Genomic DNA, 21058 nt, shown 5'->3' on the forward strand with positions numbered 1-21058 from the left:
GACCATGACCCCTCAAAATCCGGAAATCAGCACGGCCGGCGCCGTTCACAATACGACAGAGGCCACTGACACCACAGCCCACATCACGGTGGAAGGCTTCGACAGCCTGGTCCCTGAAGTGATCGACCTCGACGCCCCCCGTGACGGCGTGCCTCTGGTCATCGAAACCCAGTCCGGACTCGAACGCTGCGCCGCGGCCCTCGCCGCCGGCCACGGGCCCGCGGGCGTGGATGCGGAACGGGCCTCGGGCTTCCGCTACGGCCAGCGCGCCTTCCTCGTCCAGATCCGGCGCGAAGGCTCCGGGACCTGGTTGATCGATCCCGAACCGTTCGGGGACTTGAGCATTATCAATGACGCCCTGCGCGGCGTCGAATGGATCCTGCACGCCGCCAGCCAGGACCTCCCCTGCCTGTCCGAACTCGGCATGTGGCCGGACAAGCTATTTGACACCGAGCTCGCCGCGCGGCTGGCCGGACTGCCCCGGGTGGGCCTCGCCGCCGTGATCGAACAGCTCCTGGGCTTCGGTCTGGCCAAGGAACACTCCGCCGCCGACTGGTCCACCCGACCGCTGCCGGAACCTTGGCTGCGCTATGCCGCCCTCGACGTCGAAGTACTCACCGAGCTGCGCGAGGAACTCATCGAACTCCTCGTCGCGGACGGCAAGCTGGAGTATGCCGAACAGGAATTCGCCGCCATCCTTGAGGCCGGACAGGCCCCGCCGCGCGTTGACCCGTGGCGCAAGACCTCCGGGCTGCACCAGATCCGGGACCGCCGCCAGCTGGCCGCGGTCAGGGAGCTGTGGCTGGAGCGCGATTCCCTGGCCCAGAAGCGCGACGTCGCCCCCGGCCGGCTGATCCCCGACTCCGCCCTCGTCGCCGCCGCCAAGGCCATGCCCACCACGGTCCCGCAGCTCCTTGGCACCAAGGGGTTCCATGGCCGCGCCGCTCAGCGCGAGGCGCCCCGCTGGCTGCGCTGCATCGCCACCGCCAGGGCCCTGGAAGACCTTCCCCCGCTGCACCTGCCCACCAACGCTCCCCCGCCGCCGCGCGTCTGGGCGGACAGGGACCCTGAGGCCGCCGCGCGGCTTGCCACGGCCCGCCCCAAGCTTCAGGGCAGGGCCGAGGAACTGAATCTGCCCGTGGAAAACCTCCTGACGCCTGACTACCTCCGCCGGGTCGCATGGCGTCCGCCGGCCGAACTCAGCGAGGAAGGCGTGGCCGAGGAGCTCGCGAACCTCGGAGCACGCCAGTGGCAGATCGAAATCACCGCTCCGCTCATCACCGAGGCCTTCCTGCACCCCGAGCCGCTGCCCGCCAAGGAGCCGAAAGCCGCCGCGGAGGTGCCATCCGGTTCCGCCGGATAGTCCACCCCTCACGGTAGACCTCGAACGCGGCTCCCCCGCCTCCTTGCCAGCTATGTTACTGGCGAGTAACATGATGCATGATGTCGCCCGGATTCCTCCTGCCTGCGGCAAGGCCTGCACCAGGCCTTGCCGCAGGCGCGGATCCGGCACCCATGTCTCAATGAGGAGCACCACGTGAGCCCAGCCAGCACGAGCGGAACAACCAGCAGCGGGAAAACCAACAGCGCGAGTCCCCGCACCGTGGGTCCCCGCGCCATTCGCGAGGTCGTCTTCGTCGACGGCGTCCGCACCCCCTTCGGCCGCGCGGGCGAAAAAGGCATTTATGCCGGAACCCGCGCCGATGACCTCGTGGTTAAGTGCATCCGCGAACTGATGCGCCGCAACCCCTCGCTTCCGGCGGAACGGATCGACGAAGTCGCGATCGCCGCCACCACCCAGACGGGCGACCAGGGCCTGACCATCGGCCGCACCGCCGCCCTGCTCGCCGGGCTCCCGCGGACCGTGCCCGGCTTCGCGATCGACCGCATGTGCGCCGGCGCCATGACCGCCGTGACCACGACGGCAAGCGGAATCGGCTTCGGCGCGTACGACGTCGTCATTGCCGGCGGCGTGGAACACATGGGCAACCACCCGATGGGCGCCGGCGCCGACCCCAACCCGCGCTTCATGTCGGAGCGGCTCGTTGACCCGGCGGCCCTGAACATGGGCAACACGGCCGAGAACCTGCACGACCGCTTCCCGGCCATCACGAAGGAACGCACCGACGCCTACGCCGTCGCTTCCCAGGACAAGCTGGCCGCTGCCTACGCCAAGGACCAGATCCAGCCCGACCTCGTGCCGGTGGCCACGATGAAGCCGGGCCAGGGCTGGACGGTGAACACGGTGGATGAGCCGCCGCGCCCGGGCACGACGGTGGAGGACCTCGCCGCGCTGCGGACCCCGTTCCGTGCCCACGGCCGGGTCACGGCCGGCAATGCCGCCGGACTCAACGACGGCGCCACCGCCGCCCTGCTGGCCTCCGCGGACGCCGCGGAGGAACTCGGCCTGCCGGTCAGGATGCGCCTGGTGTCCTACGCCTTCGCCGGCGTCGAACCCGAGGTCATGGGCATCGGCCCGGTCCCGGCCACCGAGAAGGCACTGAAGAACGCCGGCCTCGGCATCGGGGACATCGGCCTCTTCGAGATCAACGAGGCTTTCGCCGTCCAGGTCCTCAGTTTCCTGGACCACTTCGGGATCGCCGACGACGACCCCCGCGTCAACCGCTACGGCGGCGCGATCGCCGTGGGACACCCGCTGGCGTCCTCCGGGGTCCGGCTGATGAACCAGCTGGCCCGGCAGTTCGAAGAAGACCCCACGGTCCGGTACGGCATGACCACCATGTGCATTGGCCTCGGCATGGGCGCCACCGTCATCTGGGAGAACCCGCACCACCCGGATTACGGCACGGAATACACAATCTCCGAATCCGCCACCACCACGACTGGAGCCACAGCATGAGCGCCGCTGATTTCCGCAAGCTTGCCGATCTCTTCCCGAACGAGACGGTCACACACTCCTACGTCCAGGACATCGAGCTCCCCGCCGCAGGCGGGAAGACAAATGATGGCAAGAGCCCCGGCACCTTTGCGCTCATCACGCTGGACAATGGCCTGGACCACTCCAAACCCACCACGCTCGGGCCCAACACCCTCGTGGAACTCGGGACGGTCCTGGAGGGGCTGAAGGAGCGCGCTGCCCGCGGCGAGATTGCCGGCGTGGGCGTTACAGGCAAGCCGTACTTCCTGGTGGCGGGCGCGGACCTGTCCACGGTCAAGTCGGTCAGCGGGCGTGAACAGGGCCTCTGGATGGCCCAGCTGGGCCACGACGTCTACGCCACCCTGGCCAATCTCGGCGTCCCGAGCTTCGCGTTCATCAACGGCCTGGCCCTGGGCGGCGGCCTGGAGATCGCGCTGCAGTCCACTTACCGGACCGTTTCCACGGGCGCCGGCGCGCTGGCGCTGCCGGAAGCCTTCATCGGGCTGATTCCGGGCTGGGGCGGGGTGTATATCCTGCCGCGGCTGATCGGGCCGGAGAACGCGCTCAAGGTCATGATCGAAAACCCGCTGAGCAACAACCGCACGCTCACCGGCCCGCAGGCCTTTGAGCTCGGCGTGGCGGACGCCATGTTCGAGCCCGCGGACTTCATTGAGCAGTCCGTCGCCTGGGCCGCGAAGGTCATTGCCGGCGCCGTGGCGCCGGAGCGGGCCAACGCCGTCGACCCCGCCGCTCCGGAGGTCGCAGCGCGCTGGGCGGCCGCCGTCGCGAAGGGCCGGGCCTTTGTCGAGGCCAAGACGTCCAATGCCTCCCCCGCGCCGGCCAAGGTCCTCGATGTCATGGAAGCCAACCGGACCCTGACGCAGGCGCAGTCCGCCGAACTCGAGTGCGACACCCTCGCGGACCTCATGCAGACCCCCGAGTTCCGCTCGACCGTCTACGCGTTCCTGGACCTCGTGCAGCGGCGCGCGAAGCGCCCTGCCGGCGCCCCGGACCGCAAGCTGGCCCGCCCGGTGGGCAAGGTGGGCGTCGTGGGCGCCGGCCTGATGGCAAGCCAGCTCGCCCTGCTCTTCGCCCGCCAGCTCAAGGTGCCGGTGGTGATGACGGACATCGACCAGGCCCGGGTGGACAAGGGGGTTGGCTACGTGCACGCCGAGGTGGACAAGCTGCTGACCAAGAAGCGGATCAGCCCCGACGCCGCGAACCGCACCAAGGCGCTGGTCACCGGCTCGGTGTCCAAGGAAGCCTTCGCGGACGCCGACTTCGTGATCGAGGCTGTCTTCGAGGAACTCAACGTCAAGAAGCAGGTCTTCAAGGAGGTCGAGGCGATCGTGTCGCCCGAGTGCATCCTTGCGACCAACACCTCGTCGCTGTCCGTCACGGCAATGGCCGCGGACCTCGAACACCCGGAGCGGCTCGTCGGGTTCCACTTCTTCAACCCCGTGGCAGTGATGCCGCTGCTGGAAATTGTCCGCGCACCGAAGACCGACGACGCAGTGCTGGCCACCGCCTTCGAGCTCGCCAAGGGGCTGAAGAAGTCCGCCGTTCTCGTCAAGGATGCCGCCGCATTCGTGGTCAACCGCGTTCTGCTGCGCCTCATGGGCGAAGTAACCGCCGCCTTCGACGAGGGCACCCCGGCGGAGGTCGCAGACAACGCGCTGCGGCCGATGGGCCTGCCGATGACTCCCTTTGTGCTTGGCGCCATGGTGGGCCTGCCGGTGGCCCAGCACGTCCAGGAGTCGCTGCACGCGGCCTTCGGGGACCGGTTCCGGGTTTCGGCGAACTTGCAGGCGCTGATCGACAACGGCGTGAAGTCCATCTGGGCTCCGGGTGCGGACGGCAAGCCAGTCATCCCGGCCGAGACCCTCGCGCTGATGTCCTTCGGCAGCAGCCCGTCCACCGCGGAGGAAGTCCTGCGCCGCACGCAAGACGCCCTTGCGGAGGAAATCGGGCTCATGCTCGAGGAGGGTGTCGTGGCCGGTCCGGAGGACATCGATCTCTGCATGATCCTTGGCGCAGGCTGGCCGATGTTCCTGGGTGGCATCACCCCGTATTTGGACCGGGTGGGCGCCTCGGAGCGAGTCAACGGCAAGAAGTTCCTGGCCCCGGGCGTAGCCTCCGAGCCCGCCGCCTGACCGGCCCCCAAGGGCGCGCAGAGCCGCCGCCGCTGTCCGCAGCCTACCCGGGTGCGGGCGGTGGCGGCGCCGCATCAAGGCCTCCTGTGCCGGCCGGAACAGCCACCGCGACGCGGTGGAAGTGTCGACCGGCAGAGGGCAGCCAGACAAGGACCGCAGGAACGAGGCCGGCGATGAGCGGCAGACCCTGGGTGGAGACCGTCAGGAGGATCCCTGACAGCAGGCCTCCCGGGGCGGCCGGACTCTGGGCGGATAAGGACGCAAAGCCGGCGATCGTGGCCAGTACGACAAGGGCGAGGCCCGCCAGCGGAATAAGGGTCACGATGGGCCGAACGAACGGTCTTCCACTCCGGACCGCCCCGGCACAGGCGAGGTCTGCAGCCGCCACCGAGGCAAGCGTCAGCCAAAGCACCAGCGCCGGAGTCGTGTTTCCGCCTGAACCAATACTTCCCGCAAGGAGGACCAGCCCCAGCACCGCCTGCAGCGCGGCAACAACGCCGGCGACGACCAGGATCCAGACCGATGCCACCACGGTTGGCGGCACGCGGTAGGGCGGGGGCTCCGAACCGGCTGATGTTTCCAGCGTCTGCGCAGCGCAGCGCGTGAAATAGGCGTTGGCCGGCGGCAGCCACATGAGTACCGTGGCCACGACCGCAACCACACCCATCGCACCGATGGGAGACAGCAGAACGTCCCCCCATGGCACTTCGCCGGCTGAGGGACCGCCGCGGACGAAGAAGAGCGCCGGAAGGATCACCGGATACGCCGACAGGACGACGCGTGCCAGCCGCCGGCCCCGTCTCAGGAGCAGGGCGAACACAGCACCGGCCACAAACGCTGCGGCACTGGCAACGTTGAGCGCCAGGGCCGGTAGGTACGTCGCCGGGGCGACCATCCCGCCGAAGGCCAGGATCATGAGCAACCCCATCAGTGTCCAGAGCGTTCCTACTGCCCCGATCACCAGCCATATACCGGACGAAATCGTCAGGACGGCCGGCACTGCGGCACTCGTGGCCGGGGCGGCGTCCGGTGTGGTGGTCATGGCCCAATGCTCGGCTACTGGCCGACCGCCCGGTAGGGTCACAAGCCCCGCCCGTCAGAGCTCCCGCAGGCTCCCGCCGTCGAGTTCAAGGATCCGGTGCGCGGTGGCGCGAGCGTAGGAGAGGTCGTGGGTGACCATTACGACGGCGGTCCCCCGCGCCGCCGCGGCGTCGACGGCTCTGCCGAGCCGTTCGAGTCCGTGCCGGTCCAGCCCCACGGTGGGCTCGTCCAGGGCCAGCACTGCCGGTTCGCGGGCCAGGACCGTGGCCAGGGCGAGCAGCCGCTGCTGTGAGGCGGACAGTTCGGCCGGGTGGACCGCCCCGGCAGTGGCGGAAAGCCCGACGGCGTCCAGCGCCGCCCGTGCCCTGCCCTCGGCTTCAGCCTTGCCGAAGAGCTGCCGGAGGCCGAAGGCGGCTTCCCGCAGGACAGTCCGTTCGAAGAGCTGGTCCCGGGGGTGCTGGAACAGCAGGCCTACCGAGGCCGCGACAGTTCCGACCGGCACGCCGGCAATGCTGCGCCCGCAGACCAGCACCTCCCCCTCCGAAGGCCGTAACAGACCATTGAACTGCCGCAATAGCGTCGACTTGCCGGCTCCGTTGGGACCGGTCACGGCGATGATCTCGCCTTGGTGAACGGCGAGGTCCACGTCCCGCAGGACCCGTTGCCGGGGACCGGTCCCGCGCCGCCGCTGGTCCTGGCCGTAGCCGAACCCGACGCCGCATAGTTCAAGGCATGGTTCGAGCGCTGCCGACCGGGGTCCAGGTACGGCGGGAGACGCCGGGCCCGGACCGGGGACTGCGCCGGCGTCAGGGCGGTGAGTTCCGGGCACAAGCACCCCGGCGTGTTCCAGCTCGGCCGAGCCGATCAGCTGTGCCGGCGCCCCCGCGGCGGTGACTGTCCCGGCGTCGAGGACGGTCCAGTGCGTGGCTTCGCGGGCAAGCCGGTCGGCAGACTGGCTCAGCAGGACGACGCCGGTCCCGGCCATACAGAGGCTGCGTACCAAGTCCTCGATCCGGGCGGCTCCGGCCGCGTCCAGCGATCCCAGCGGCTCGTCAAGAATGAGCATGTCCGGTTCGGTGATGACGGCGCAGCCCACGGCGAGCCTGCGCAGCTCGCCGCCGGAGAGGGTGGCCGGGTCGCGGTCCGGTAGCCCGGACAGGCCGGTCCGCGCGGCAGTGCGCTCGACTGCGCGGAGCATGTCCTCCCGTGGCGTCGCGCGGAGTTCCAGGCCGAAGGCCAGCTCCTCGGCGACTGTGGCGCGCACCGTGGAAAGCATCGAGGCGGCGTCCTGCGGGACAAAGGCCACGCGGCGGGACCATTCGGCCGGGTTGATCCGCGGGTCGCCGGGCGCGCCTGCGAACTCCAGTCGGGTGCCGTCGAGCTCGAGGCTGCCGCGGAACTCCCCCGCCTGGCCGGCACGCAGCCAGGCTGCCAGCAGTTTTCCGAGCGTGGACTTTCCGCTCCCGGAGCCGCCCAGGACGGCGGTCAGGGAGCCGGGCGTGACTGAAAGAGTTACATCGCGCAGCGCCGGCTGGCTCTCGCCATGAAACGTGAAGGCATCAATCCGCGCCCGGAGAGCCGTGCGGGTGGCCGCCGTCACGACGGGCCTCCGGCAGGCCAGGAGACAACGAGCCGCGCAGCGACGGCTGCGGCAGCGAGCACGAATGCTGCGGCCCGGAAGAGCCGCTGGGCAGGCGGGTCGGCGACGTCGCGGTATCTGGTGCGGGGTCCCGGGCTGCCGAACCCGCGGGCCTCGAGCGCCTGGGCGCGGCTGCCGGCGTCGTCCATTAGGGCCAGAACCAGCGGAATCATCTGCAGGCGCAGCGCGCCGGCGCGCGACCACAGGCCGCCGCGGATCACCATCCCGCGCGTTTCCTGGGCCTGCCGGATCCGGTCCAGGCGGCCCGCGACGGCAGGCAGGAGGGTCAGGGTGGAGGCCAGGACGAACCCGAACTGCGGCGGGATCCGGCGGGCCGAGAGGGCCGAGACGAGGTCCGGAACGCTCACCGTGAAGGAAAAGAGGAGGAACACCAGGACGCAGGCGGCGGTCCGGGTTCCGAGCTCCAGCGCAAATCGCAGGCCCTCGGCGGTGACCCGTGCCGGTCCCCACGCAGCGAGGACAGTATGGCCTTCGGGGAAGAAGAGCCCGTGCAGCACCAGCAAGGACAGGAACAGGGGCACCAGGATCACCGCCGCGGCGGACAGGACCCGCCCCGCGACTCCACGGCGCACCGCGACGACCGCGGAGGCGAGTCCGACGGCGACGGACAACGGCCAGCTGGCTGCCGCCGTCGTGATGACGGCAGTACAGGCCGCCGCAGTCAGCGCGGTGAAGGGGTGAAGGCGCAGGGTCATAGGATCAGGGCCGCAGTGTCACAGCGTCATTGTTCAGGCGTCGGGCGCCGACGGGGCTTTGCCGGCGAGTACGCGGAAGCGCCGGACGAAGGGGAACTGGAACGTGGTGCGGCGGGGCAGGGCGTAGGCCAGCAGCGCCGCGATGGTGAAGACGATCGCTTTGTCCATGGGGTCCGAAATCAGGGCCTGCTTGGTGATGGCGGCCAGGAGGGTGTCCCCCATGGCGCGGAAGGCGCTGACGATCGCACCGGTGCCGAGGCCGGACGTGCCGCCAAAGACGAAGGCTGCGATCGGGGCGGAGACGACGCCCGCGAGGATGCCGGTGATGAAGCCGGCCACGGGTGCGAGGTAGAAGCGGCGGAACAGGCCGACGCGGGCAGCCATGCCGGCGAGGAAGCCGATGAGGGCGGCGCCGCCGGCGAACGGCAGGACCGTGGGGTTGAAGAAGGACCAGACGATGCTGCTCAGCGCACCCGTGGCGGCGCCGGCGGCCGGGCCGGCGAGGACCCCGATCAGCACGGTGCCGATCGCGTCGATGTAGAACGGCAGGCCGGTGCTGCCCATGAGCTGTCCGAGGACCACGTTCAGGACAAGTGCCACGGGGATGAGGACCAGAGTGGAAGTGGGAAGGACCGGCAGGACGGCGACAATCAGCAGCACAGCGCCGAGCAGGAAGCCCCCGAGGGCCACGAGGGCCGAGAAACTTGCCGGGCCGTTGGCAATGTCAGCGGGCTGGGTCAGCACCAGGAAGACGTAGGTGGCGGCGATGGATGCGGCGCCGGCGATTTCGAGCAGGCGGCGACCGCGGCCGGCCGCCTGTCCAGGGTCCGTGACCGTAAGAGCTGGCTGTGACATGGGAGGTGTTCCTTTGGGTGGGTGCGACAACATCCGCCTCATGTCACCTCGGCGCAGCTACCATCCTAGCGATCCGCGGACCCGCACGGGAACCCACTGGCCGCCCCGCCTCAGGCGGAACGCCTCAGGTGCCCGGCGACCGCGCACCCACGGCGCGTCCAAGGGCACCAATTGAGGAAATCAGTTCGTCGAAGCAGCGCTCGGGGTGGTTATCGGACACAATCCTGGCGTTGGGCGGCAGCCCCCAGAGCCCGCGGAAGTCTGCCACCGTGGTGCCGATCAGCAGCGGAGAGTCCGATTCGACGTCGACCGTGGCCGGGCGGGTGGTGAACGGTGTGCGTCCCGCGGCAACGCACGCCGCGAAGGCGTCGTGCACGTGCGCCACATAGCCTTGGTCGTAGAGCCGGTGGAATTCGAAGTAGAAGCGCAGGGCGTCGGACAGACAGGCGACGAGCGGGTTCCCGGACCGGCTGCGCAGGCCCCCGGGCTGCTCCGGGAGGACCAGTTCAGGCTCCGGCGCGCCCGCGGCCTCGCTCAAGCGCCGCAAGTGCTCCGGTTGCATCTCGATCCGCTCGGTGGTCTCCAGCGCACAGACGATCGGCAGCTTGTCCTCGGGCAGCCCGCGGTAGGCGGCGAACACTTCCTTAGCGGCGTGCGGGTCCACCGAGGTGTTCCATTCGGCCGTCGGGGTGGTGTTGCCCTGGTAGTAGTAGCTGCCGCCCATGATGACGAGCCCCTTCAGCAGCAGAGGGAGCTCCGGTTCGCGGCGCAGGGCGAGAGCAAAGTTGGTCAGCGGGCCGGTGATCAGTCCGGTGATCTCCCCCGGATGTGCCCGCACCTCCTCCACCCAGACGTCGACGGCGTGCCGCGCCGAGATGTGTTGGACCGGCGCCGGCAGCTCGGCGTAGCCGATTCCCTGCGGCCCGTGGGTCTCCTCGGTGGTGACCAGCGGGATTTCCAGCGGAACTTCGGCGCCGATGGCCACCTCGATGCCTTGGCGGCCGCACAACTCCAGCAGGGCCAGGTTGTTCAACGCCACCTGCCGCGCCCCGACGTTCCCGGCGGTGCAGGTGATGGCTTGGATCCGGACGTCGGGCCGGGACAGCAGATAGACCAGTGCCAGCGCGTCGTCGATCCCGGTGTCGACGTCCATGAGGATCGATTGGGTATTCAGCGCCGGATCGCTCGAGGCTTGATTGGTCAGAACAGTGCCACCTTGGGCGTGCGCGGGAAGATGTCGTCCAGCTCGGCGAGCTCGGCAGGGCTGGGCTTCCAGGCCACGGCCGCGGCGTTCTGGCGCACCTGCTCCGGCGTAGTGGCACCGGCGATGACGCTGCTGACGGACGGCTGGGCAGCCAGCCAGGAGAACGCCACCTGGACCTCGGTGAGACCGCGGGCGGCAGCGAAGTCGCCGAAGGCACCCAGCTGTTCCCAGTCGGCGTCGTTCACCAGGTTGGTGCGGGTGTGGCTGAGCCGGGAGCCCTCGGGAGCGCGGCCGGCGGAGTACTTGCCGGTGAGCAGGCCATTGGCGAGGGGAAAATACGGCAGGACGCCCAGGCCGTAGGCCTCGGCGGCGGGGGTCACCTCAAGCTCCGCACGGCGGTCCAGCAGGTTGTAGTGGTTCTGGCTGGAGATAAAGCGCACTCCCCCGCGGGCGCGGGCCACGAACTCGGCCTCGGCGATCTGCCAACCAGCCCGGTTGGAGTGCCCGATGTAGCGGACCTTGCCGCTGGTCACGAGGTCCTCGAGGGCTGAGAGCGTCTCATCGATGGGCGTCAGCGGGTCCGGGGTGTGGAACTGGTAGAGGTCGATCCAGTCCGTGCCGAGCCGGCGCAGCGAGGCTTCCGCGGCCTTGATGATGTAGCGGCGGGATCCGCGGGCGCCGAAGTCCTCGCCGTTGGCGCCGCGCATGTCCATGCCGAATTTCGTGCCGATCACGGCGTCGTCCCGGCGTGAGCCAAGGGCCCTGCCCAGCATTGTCTCGCTGAGTCCGGGTTCCCGGCCGTAGGTGTCCGCGACGTCGAAGAAGGTGATCCCGGCGTCCAGGGCGGCATGCACGACGGCGTCCGTGCCCTCCTGCGATTCCGTCACGGTCCCGGGCCGGCCCAGGTTGTTGCAGCCAAGTCCCACGACCGAGACGGATAGTCCGGAATTTCCCACACGGCGGTATTCAGTCATGGATTTACCCTATAACGGCCGGTCGGGCGTCCCGTCCAACGCCGCCGTCACGGCTATCCCGCGGGCAGTTCCAGGCCGTGCTCGTCCATGGCGTCCTGGAGCTGCGCGAGGGTGCGCGGGCAGACGCCCGGCATCCCGGCAAGCCGGCGACGGCCAAGCTCCACGAGATGCTCGAGGGTTTCCACCCCCGCGTGCGCGAGCGACTTGCGCGCCGGCGCCGCCAGTCCCGCGGGGAGCGGTGTGCTGCCTGGTTGAGAGGATTTTCGCGTCATTGCGTTGCCTTTCAGTCGGTTGCCCCCAAACTGATGCGAGCCGTGCAGGGCTCCTTGCCGGTGTTGGCTAGAGCGTGAAGCTGCTGGCCGGTTTCGGTGAGTGTTTGAGCTTGAAGGTCTCCTCGCCAAACGGCGCGGCCCCAATGCTCAGCTTGGTGAAGTCCAGGTCCTCGCCCCGGATGCAGACCTTGATGGCGTTGACCGTCTTGTTGACGTCCGGGGTGAGGCAGAAGATGTTGAGCCGGCCATCTGAAAACTCGCTCCGGTCCACGATCCCCAGGCCCCGCCAGGCCAGATGGCTGATGAGGGCATCCTTGGCTTTCTCCTCGAGGTACTTGTCGCGGCTGGTCCCCTCCTTGGTCTTCAGGGCGTACTGGGCCACCACCCAGAACTGTTCTTCGTCCGGAATTTCGGCGTAGCCGTCCTCGGCGCATTGCACCGCGAAGGCGTCCATGAGGCGCTCGGCAACTTCGGCGTCTTCGACGTCGGTCTCGTCGGTTTTGCTTTGGTGACCGACGACGCCGTGGTTCATCACGAACTGGCTGTAGTCCTCGTCAAACCAGGCCTCCCTGAACTGCAGGGTGCCCTCTTCGTCGCGTTTGTAAACCCGGATAATTCCACTCATATGCCAGTTCCTTCCTGGGCCGCACGGCGCCGCCAAGGGTGGGGCCGTACGGGGTCGTGCTCAACAGACGTGCTGGCTACAGCAGCGGCAGGCTGCCGGTGCTGGGGTGTTCGTGCCCGGGCAAGGGACGCGCGAACGGCACCTTGGTGCCCAGGACCTGGGCGACGACGTCGTGCGTGATCTGCTGGGCGGTCAGCCCGACGCGTTCGAGGACCTGTTTGCGGGTGCCGTGATCGAGGAATTCGACCGGGAGGCCGACCTCGTTGAGGGCGGTATCCACTCCGGCGGCGCGCATCTCCTGGCGGATCCGCGAGCCGACGCCGCCGGCGCGCACACCGTCCTCGATGCAGATGACCAGGCGGTGGTTCGCGGCGAGGTCGATGATGGACCGCCGGACCGGGAGGACCCAGCGGGGATCCACCACCGTGGAGCTGATCCCCTGGGCGCCGAGCCGGTTGGAGACGTCCAGCGCGAGTTCGGACATGGCGCCGACGCTCACGATCAGGACGTCGTTCTCCGTGGAGCCTGCGGGGCGGCGGGCGAGCACATCGACGCCGTCGCCCAGGCGTTCGAGCGCCTCGACCTCGGCGCCGACGCTGCCCTTGGAGTAGCGGATCACGCTGGGGGCGTCTTCGATGGCCACGGCCTCGCGCAGTTCCTCCCGCAGCCGTGTGGCGTCGCGCGGTGCGGCGAGGTGGAGGCCGGGGACGATCTGGACCATGGCCATGTCCCACATGCCATGGTGGCTCGCGCCGTCGGGCCCGGTGACCCCGGCCCGGTCCAGGACGATCGTGACGCCTGCCTTGTGCAGGGCCACGTCCATCAGCAGCTGGTCGAAGGCACGGTTCAGGAACGTTGCGTAGACGGCGACCACCGGGTGCAGTCCCCCGAACGCCATTCCGGCCGCCGAGGTGAGGGCGTGCTGCTCGGCGATGCCGACATCGAACACGCGGTCCGGGTGCCGGGCGGCGAACTTGTGCAGCCCGACCGGGATCAGCATGGCCCCGGTGATGCCGACGATGTCCTTGCGCTCGTCGGCAATGTCGGCGATCTCATCGGCGAACACGGCCGTCCAGGACTTGGCGCCACCGGCCTCGGCGGGGGCGCCGGTCTCCGGGTCGATGATCCCGACCGCATGGAACTGGTCCGCTTCATGGGCGCGGGCCGGAGCGTAACCGTGGCCTTTTTCCGTCATGGCGTGCACGATCACGGGCCCGGCATAGTTCTTCGCCGTGGAGAGGGCGTTTTCCATGGCCTGGAGGTTGTGGCCGTCCACCGGGCCGATGTACTTCATGCCGAGGTCCTCGAACATGCCCTGCGGAGCCCACCAGTCCTTGAGGCCCTTCTTCATGGCGTGCAGGCTCTTGTAGGTGAACTGTCCCGCGGGGCCGCCGTTCTGCAGCCTGCGCTTCCACCATTCGAGCGTGCCTTCATAGGCGGGGGCGGCGCGGAGGGAATCGATGGTGGGACGCAGGGATGCAAGGTAGTCGGCGAACCCGCCGACGGTCGGGGCGTAGGAGCGTCCGTTGTCGTTGACCACAATGACGACGCGGCGCTTCTTGTCCGCCGCGATGTTGTTGAGGGCCTCCCAGGCCATGCCGCCGGTCAGGGCACCGTCGCCCACCACCGCGACGACGAAGCGGTCGCCGTCGCCGGTCAGTTGCCGGGCGCGGGAGATGCCGTCGGCCCAGGACAGTGACGAGGACGCGTGCGAGCTTTCCACGATGTCGTGCTCGGATTCTCCGCGGTCCGGGTAGCCCGAGAGGCCGCCCTGCTGGCGGAGGGTGCTGAAGTCCTGGCGGCCGGTGAGGAGTTTGTGGACGTAGGACTGGTGACCGGTGTCAAAGACAATGCTGTCGCGGGGGGAATCGAAGATCCGGTGTACCGCGATGGTGAGCTCGACGACGCCGAGGTTCGGGCCCAGGTGCCCTCCCGTCTGGGAGACGTTGCCGATCAGGAAATCCCTGACCTCGGCTGCCAGCTGATCCAGCTGCGCCCCGGACAACTTACTCAGGTCCTGCGGATTCCGGATGGTGTCCAAGATTCCCAACGGCCCCTCCTTCGGGTGGTAGACATGCCTTTTAACTCTAACGCCTCCGGGGAACGCCCGCTGCCGGACCGGCGCAGGAACACCGAAGGAACGCAGAAGCCCCGGCCGGTCAATGACCGGCCGGGGCCGCTACTGCTGTGTCTCCCGGCGGGAGGACCTCCGCTAGTTCGCGGAGATCTGGCGCAGCACGTACTGCAGGATGCCGCCGTTGCGGTAGTAGTCCGCTTCGCCCGGGGTGTCGATGCGCAGGACCGCGTCGAAGGACGTGACGGAACCGTCCTCGGCCGTGGCGGTGACCTTGAGTGTCTTCGGCGTGGTGCCTTCGTTCAGGGCGGTGACGCCCTCAACAGCGTAGGTTTCCGTGCCGGTCAGGCCCAGGCTGGCGGCGTTCTGGCCGGCCGGGTACTGCAGCGGCAGGACGCCCATGCCGATCAGGTTGGAGCGGTGGATGCGCTCGTAGCTCTCGGCAACAACAGCCTTGACGCCCAGCAGTGCCGTGCCCTTGGCTGCCCAGTCGCGGGACGAGCCGGAGCCGTACTCCTTGCCGGCCAGGACCACCAGCGGGGTGCCCGCGGCCTGGTAGTTCTGCGCGGCGTCGTAGACGTAGGCCTGCGGGCCGTCGGCCTGGGTGAAGTCGCGGGTGAAACCGCCCTCGACGCCGTCCAGGAGCTGGTTCTTGATGCGGATGTTCGCGAACGTGCCGCGGATCATGACCTCGTGGTTGCCACGGCGTGAGCCGTAGGAGTTGAAGTCCTTGCGCTCCACACCGTTGGCCAGCAGGTACTGTCCGGCCGGGGTGTCCGACTTGAAGGAACCGGCCGGTGAGATGTGGTCCGTGGTGACGGAATCGCCGAGCTTAAGCAGCACGCGCGCACCGGTGATGTCCTGGACCGGCTCCGGCTGGGCCTTCATGCCCTCGAAGTACGGGGGCTTCCGGACATACGTGGACTTCTCGTCCCAGGCGAAGGTGTCACCGGCCGGGGTGTCGAGTGCCTTCCAGCGGTCGTCGCCTTCGAAGACGCCCTCGTAGCCGCGGGCAAACATTTCCTTATCGATCGAGGAATCAATGACCTGCTGGACCTCGACCGGGTTCGGCCAGATGTCCTTCAGGAAGACATCGTTGCCGGCCTCGTCCTGGCCCAGGGCATCGTTGTCGAAGTCGAAGTCCATGGAACCGGCCAGGGCGTAGGCGATGACCAGCGGCGGGGAAGCCAGGTAGTTCATCTTCACGTCCGGGTTGATCCGGCCTTCGAAGTTGCGGTTACCGGAGAGCACAGCCGTGACCGAGAGGTCGTTGGCCTGGATGGCCTCGGAGATCTCGGCGTCCAGCGGACCGGAGTTGCCGATGCACGTCGCGCAGCCGTAGCCGACGATGTAGAAGCCGAGCTTCTCCAGGTACGGGGTCAGGCCCGACTTGTTGTAGTAGTCCGTGACAACCTTGGAACCGGGGGCGACCGAAGTCTTGACCCACGGCTTGGAGGTCAGGCCCTTGTCGACGGCGTTGCGGGCCAGCAGTGCGGCGGCCAGCATCACAGACGGGTTGGACGTGTTGGTGCAGGACGTGATCGAGGCGATCGAGACTGCACCATGGTCCAGTTCGAACTCGCGGCCGTCGGCGGTGGTGACGCTGACCTTGTTGGACGGGCGTCCGTTGGACTTCGGGCCGTGGGCGTGCGGGGCCTGGTCCGTGACGTGGCTTGCCGAGCCCGTGAAGGACGGCGAGTCGGACGCCGGGAAGCTCTCGTCGATTGCTTCGTCGACGCTTCCGCCAGCGAGGTCTTCCTTCACGTAGTTGCGCAGGTCCTCGCGGAACTGAGCCTTGGACTCGGTGAGGATGATGCGGTCCTGCGGGCGCTTCGGGCCGGAGATCGACGGAACAACCGTGGACAGGTCCAGCTCGAGGTACTCGGAGAATTTGATCTCCTTGGAAGGATCGTGCCAGAGGCCCTGTTCCTTCGCGTAGGACTCGACGAGGGCGACGTTCTCTTCGGACCGGCCGGTGAGGCGCAGGTAGTCGAGGGTGACATCGTCGATCGGGAACATCGCGGCGGTGGAGCCGAACTCGGGGCTCATGTTGCCGATGGTGGCGCGGTTGGCCAGCGGCACAGCCGCGACGCCTTCGCCGTAGAACTCCACGAACTTGCCCACCACGCCGTGCTGGCGCAGCTGCTCGGTGATGGTGAGGACGACGTCGGTGGCGGTGGCGCCGGCCGGGATGGAGCCGGTCAGCTTGAAGCCCACGACGCGCGGGATGAGCATGGAGACGGGCTGGCCGAGCATGGCAGCCTCGGCCTCGATGCCGCCAACGCCCCAGCCCAGCACGCCCAGGCCGTTGACCATGGTCGTGTGCGAGTCGGTGCCGACGCAGGTGTCCGGGTACGCCCGGACCACGCCGTCAACTTCACGGGTCATGACGGTGCGGGCCAGGTATTCGATGTTGACCTGGTGCACGATGCCGGTGCCGGGGGGGACAACCTTGAAGTCATCAAATGCCGTCTGGCCCCAGCGCAGGAACTGGTAGCGCTCACCGTTGCGCTGGTATTCAATCTCCATGTTGCGCTCCAGTGCGCCGGAGTTGCCGAAGGCGTCAATCTGGACGGAGTGGTCAATGACCATTTCCGCCGGTGCCAGCGGGTTGACCCTCTTCGGGTCACCGCCGAGCTCCTTGACAGCCTCACGCATGGTGGCGAGGTCAACGACGCAGGGCACGCCGGTGAAGTCTTGCATGATCACGCGCGCCGGCGTGAACTGAATTTCGGTGTCGGGCTCGGCGCTGGGGTCCCAGCCTGCCAGTGCACGGACGTGGTCGGCCGTGATGTTGGCACCGTCCTCGGTCCTCAACAGGTTTTCTAGCAATACCTTGAGGCTGAACGGAAGGTTTTCTGCACCTTCGACGGAGTTCAACCGGAAAATTTCGTATTCGGTTCCGGCTACATTAAGTTTGCCTTTTGAACCGAAGCTGTCCACAATGCTCATCGCAGGACTCCTCTCGCAACAGTTTCATCTTTGTCGCGCCGCTGAACCCTTGCTAGTTAGGTCTGCCTAACTAATACAGGCATCAGTACATGGTTGTAGGCGATGCAGGTACGGAACGCAGGGAACAGCCGTCTCACTAACAGCAGGTGTGATGGAGCGCGACGACGGACTACTACGCCCATCCTAGTAGCATCACGGTTGGGGAGTCAGTAACGCCACAGTCTCCATGTGGTGGGTGTGCGGGTAGAGGTCGAAGGCGCGCAGCGCCGCCATCCCCCAGCCGCCCTGCCGGAAATAGCCGAGGTCGCGGGCGAACGACGCCGGATCGCAGGACACATACGCGATGGCCCGGGGACCGGCGTCGATCAGCTGTTTGACCACCGCTTTGCCGGCCCCGGCACGCGGCGGATCCAGGATCAGGGCGTCAAAGTTGCGGGGTTTCTGCCGCAGCACCCGCTCCACGCGGCCCTGGACAATTTCCACCTGGGCGGCGTCGTGCAGGTTCTTGCGCGCATCGCGGCTGGTTCCCGGCGCCCCCTCCACCGACAGTACGGAGCCCGTCACGCCCACGGCATCGGCCAGGGGCGCCGTGAACAGCCCGGCCCCGGCGTAGAGGTCAGCCACCACGGAGCCAGGCGCGAGGTAACCGCCGTCGTGCAGGAAGCCGGTGACGGCCCCGACGAGCGTGTCCGGGCCGTCCCGGTGGATCTGCCAGAAGCCGTCGCCCGTGACCCGGTAGTCGTGGCCGGCCGCAGATTCCTGAACATAGGTGCGGCCGCGCAGTTGCAGGACCTCGCCGGTGGTCGGGTGCAAACTGGCCACCGAGACGTCGTCGGGCAGCTGCGCCAGGATGCTGCTGAGCCGCTTGGACCTGGTCCCCGGTGCGGGCACCAGCAGCACGAGCGGCCGGGAGCCGTTCGCCGGGGCGGCGACCTCGACGCGGTCGATACCCTGCAGGTCGATATCCCAGAGCTGGAGTGCGTTGATGGCATCCACGGCCAGCGGCATCTCCCGTACGGGCAGGATGGCGTCGGAGCGGTGGGCGTGCATGCCGAGCTTGCCTGCGGGGGTCACGGCGAAGGCGGCACGTGTCCGCCAGCCCAGGCCGGCCACGGCGGCATCGCCGTCCCCTGTGTCAGGTCCCGTGCGCTCCGCTGCGCCTTCCGCGGTGTGGCCCCCGGCGGCAGTGCCGACGGCTTCGACGGTGATCTGCCCTGAGGGCGAAAGGTCGACGCCGGCCAGCCGCTTAAGCTGTTCGGCCAAAACCTCGGCCTTGAGACTGCGCTGGCGTGCCAGGGAGATGTGGCCAAGTTCGGCACCGCCGACCGGCGGATGACGGTGAGACCATGAACGGCCGGAGTCGGCAAGGTCCCAGAAATGCGGTACGCGGTCCGGCGACGGTTCCAGGACCTCCACCACATCGGCACGCCAGAATTTGGCGGACGGGCCGTCATCGGTGAGCCGGACGCGGACTTTCTCGCCGGGAATGCCGTGGCGGACGAACACGACGCGGCCCTCATGCCGGGCCACGCAGTGCCCGCCGTGGGCGACAGGCCCGACGTCGACGACGAGCTCGGTGTGGGTGTGCGTCCGGGCGTCCTGGGTCATTGGATGTCCTGCAGTTTCTTGGCTTCTTCGGATGACTTCAGCTGCCACGGCACACTGGCCACCATGACACCGGGCTCGAAGTGCAGCCGAGTCTTGATGCGGAGGGCGGTCTGGTTATGGACCAGCTGCTCCCACCATTTGCCGACCACGTACTCCGGGATGTAGACCACGATCAGGTCGCGCGGCGAATCGCGGCGCATGTTCTTGATGTACTCCATGATCGGAGTCACGGTTTCGCGGAACGGGCTGGCAAGCACCGTCAGGGGCACCGGGATTTCGAGTTTCTCCCAGTCGGCGACAGTCGCCTCGGTCTCCTCCGGGCTGATGTCCACGGTGATGGCGTCCAGCCGCGACGGGCGGGAGGCCCGGGCGTAGGCGAGGGCGCGCAGCACGGGTTTGCGGACGTGGGAGACGAGCAGCACTGCGTGCACACGGGTGGGCAGGGCGCGCGGCGAGGAGTCCTCGTCCACGGCGAGTTCCTTGGCCACGTTGTCGTAGTGCGCCCGGATGCTCCACATGATCAGGAACAGCACGAACATGGCGAGCAGCGCGATCCAGGCGCCCTGCGTGAACTTGGTGATGAGGACGATCACCAGAACCAGGCCGGTCATGCCGAAGCCCACTGTATTGATGGTGCGGGACTTGATGATGCGCAGCCGGACGGCGGAGTCCTTGGACAGTTTCAGTTCCCGGCCCCAGTGCCGGATCATGCCCAGCTGGCTCATCGTGAAGGAGATGAAGACGCCCACGATGTAGAGCTGGATGAGCTTTGTGACGTCGGCGTTGAACGCGATGATCAGTACCAGGGCACCCGCCGCCAAGGCCAGAACGCCGTTGCTGAAGGCCAGCCGGTCGCCGCGGGTGCGCAGCTGGCGCGGCAGGTAGCCGTCCTGGGCAAGGATGGAGCCGAGCACCGGGAAGCCGTTGAACGCCGTGTTGGAGGCGAACACGAGGATGACGCCGGTGGCGGCCACCACGATGTAGAACGGGATGGAACCCGCGCCGAAAACGGTCTGCGCAATCTGGCTGATGGCCGGATTCTGGATGTACCCCTCCTCCAGGGGCTTGCCGTTCAGGAGGAATTCCGTGGCCGGATCCTGCACGATGTGCACCTTGGTGGCGTTGGCCAGGTAGATGATGCCGGCGAGCATGGCGGAGGCAATGACGCCGAGCAGCAGCAGTGTGGTGGCCGCGTTCTTGCTCTTGGGCTTCTTGAAGTTGGGCACGCCGTTGCTGATGGCCTCGACGCCGGTCAGGGCCGCGGCGCCGGAAGAGAAGGCGCGCAGCAGTAGGAACGCGCCGGCCAGCCCGACGAGACCCTGATCGAATTCCGGTTGCGGCACGATCGTGAAGGCCGCCGACGGCGCCTGGCCCAGCTGTCCGGTCACGGCCTGGAAGATGCCGACGGCGGTCATGCCAAGGATGGAGGCCATGAAGATGTAGGTCGGTACGGCAAAGACGCTGCCGGCTTCCCGGATGCCGCGAAGGTTCACGAGGGCCAGGATCACGACGCCGATGGTGGCAATTGCGGCCTGCTGGCCATGCAGGGAGGGAACCGCGGTGGTCAGGTAGGTCGCGGCCGATGACATGGAGACGGCCACGGTCAGCACGTAGTCAACCAGCAGCGCGGCGGCCACGGTGAGGCCCGCATACTTGCCCAGGTTCACGTTGGCGATCTCGTAGTCGCCGCCGCCGGAGGGATAGGCGTGGACGTTTTGGCGGTAGGAGGCCACGACGGTCAGGAGCACCACCATGACGGCGAGGCCCACCCACGGCGAGATAGCGACGGCACTCACGCCGGCCAGGGCCAGGGTCAGGAGGATTTCATCCGGCGCGTAGGCCACGGAAGACAGTGCGTCCGAGGCGAAAATGGGTAGCGCGATCCGCTTCGGCAAGAGCGTGTGGGCCAGACGGTCGTTCCGGAAGGGCTTGCCTACCAGCACCCGCTTCACGGCATTGAAAATTGTCAGCACCACACAAAGCTAGTCTGATTCGGACGCGATGTCATGACGGCGAAGTCGGCGTGCGCAATGATCCGCCCGGAGGCCCGCGGCCTTGGCCTTCGTG

15 protein-coding genes are annotated in these 21058 nt (G+C 68.1%); 3 read left to right on the forward strand and 12 right to left on the reverse strand.

Going from position 1 to position 21058, the window contains the following annotated elements; translation table 11 throughout:
• Positions 1-4: 4 nt before the first annotated feature.
• The 3 genes from ACVWYS_RS11205 (at position 5) to ACVWYS_RS11215 (ending at position 5031) form a co-directional block, all read left to right on the forward strand.
• Positions 5-1363, forward strand: coding sequence for an HRDC domain-containing protein (locus ACVWYS_RS11205; RefSeq protein ID WP_456509742.1), 1359 nt, complete (start codon positions 5-7; stop codon positions 1361-1363).
• A gap of 255 nt (positions 1364-1618) precedes the next feature.
• Positions 1619-2860: a thiolase family protein gene (locus tag ACVWYS_RS11210; protein WP_344365742.1), complete on the forward strand. Its 1242-nt coding sequence runs from the start codon at positions 1619-1621 to the stop codon at positions 2858-2860.
• Entirely contained in the window at positions 2857-5031 is a 2175-nt protein-coding gene (locus ACVWYS_RS11215; RefSeq protein ID WP_456506969.1) for a 3-hydroxyacyl-CoA dehydrogenase NAD-binding domain-containing protein, read from the forward strand. Before ACVWYS_RS11210 ends, ACVWYS_RS11215 begins: the two co-directional genes overlap by 4 nt.
• A gap of 43 nt (positions 5032-5074) precedes the next feature.
• Here the strand turns inward: ACVWYS_RS11215 and ACVWYS_RS11220 are convergent, their stop codons facing one another.
• The 12 genes from ACVWYS_RS11220 to ACVWYS_RS11275 form a co-directional block, all read right to left on the reverse strand.
• On the reverse strand, positions 5075-6073 hold the full coding sequence (locus tag ACVWYS_RS11220; RefSeq protein ID WP_456506970.1) for a hypothetical protein: 999 nt from the start codon (positions 6071-6073) through the stop codon (positions 5075-5077).
• A gap of 54 nt (positions 6074-6127) precedes the next feature.
• Positions 6128-7672, reverse strand: a complete 1545-nt coding sequence (locus ACVWYS_RS11225) for an ABC transporter ATP-binding protein (protein ID WP_456506971.1) — start codon at positions 7670-7672, stop codon at positions 6128-6130.
• On the reverse strand, positions 7669-8427 hold the full coding sequence (locus ACVWYS_RS11230; protein ID WP_456506972.1) for an energy-coupling factor transporter transmembrane component T: 759 nt from the start codon (positions 8425-8427) through the stop codon (positions 7669-7671). The genes ACVWYS_RS11225 and ACVWYS_RS11230 overlap by 4 nt, the downstream gene beginning before the upstream one ends.
• Positions 8428-8460: 33 nt before the next feature.
• Positions 8461-9282: an ECF transporter S component gene (locus tag ACVWYS_RS11235; RefSeq protein ID WP_456506973.1), complete on the reverse strand. Its 822-nt coding sequence runs from the start codon at positions 9280-9282 to the stop codon at positions 8461-8463.
• Positions 9283-9406: 124 nt separating this feature from the next.
• A complete protein-coding gene (locus ACVWYS_RS11240; protein WP_456506974.1) occupies positions 9407-10435 on the reverse strand; it encodes a nucleoside hydrolase in 1029 nt (342 codons plus the stop codon).
• A 47-nt stretch (positions 10436-10482) separates the two neighbouring features.
• Positions 10483-11460, reverse strand: a complete 978-nt coding sequence (locus ACVWYS_RS11245; protein ID WP_456506975.1) for an aldo/keto reductase — start codon at positions 11458-11460, stop codon at positions 10483-10485.
• Between the two features lie 53 nt (positions 11461-11513).
• On the reverse strand, positions 11514-11732 hold the full coding sequence (locus tag ACVWYS_RS11250) for a helix-hairpin-helix domain-containing protein (RefSeq protein ID WP_116768179.1): 219 nt from the start codon (positions 11730-11732) through the stop codon (positions 11514-11516).
• A 67-nt stretch (positions 11733-11799) separates the two neighbouring features.
• Positions 11800-12357, reverse strand: coding sequence for a hypothetical protein (locus ACVWYS_RS11255; RefSeq protein WP_116768180.1), 558 nt, complete (start codon positions 12355-12357; stop codon positions 11800-11802).
• A 76-nt stretch (positions 12358-12433) separates the two neighbouring features.
• Complete coding sequence (gene dxs, locus ACVWYS_RS11260) at positions 12434-14407, reverse strand: 1-deoxy-D-xylulose-5-phosphate synthase (RefSeq protein WP_456506976.1); 1974 nt, start codon at positions 14405-14407, stop codon at positions 12434-12436.
• A gap of 162 nt (positions 14408-14569) precedes the next feature.
• Positions 14570-17383, reverse strand: a complete 2814-nt coding sequence (locus tag ACVWYS_RS11265; RefSeq protein WP_116768182.1) for an aconitate hydratase — start codon at positions 17381-17383, stop codon at positions 14570-14572.
• Between the two features lie 192 nt (positions 17384-17575).
• The gene (locus ACVWYS_RS11270) at positions 17576-18991 is read right to left on the reverse strand and encodes a class I SAM-dependent RNA methyltransferase (RefSeq protein WP_456509743.1); all 1416 of its coding nucleotides are present in this window, start codon (positions 18989-18991) and stop codon (positions 17576-17578) included.
• Positions 18988-20964 (reverse strand): APC family permease, encoded by a 1977-nt coding sequence (locus tag ACVWYS_RS11275; protein WP_202615915.1) that lies wholly within the window; start codon positions 20962-20964, stop codon positions 18988-18990. The genes ACVWYS_RS11270 and ACVWYS_RS11275 overlap by 4 nt, the downstream gene beginning before the upstream one ends.
• Between the last annotated feature and the right edge of the window lie 94 nt (positions 20965-21058).

The sequence above is a fragment of the Arthrobacter sp. TE12231 genome (genome assembly GCF_054062895.1).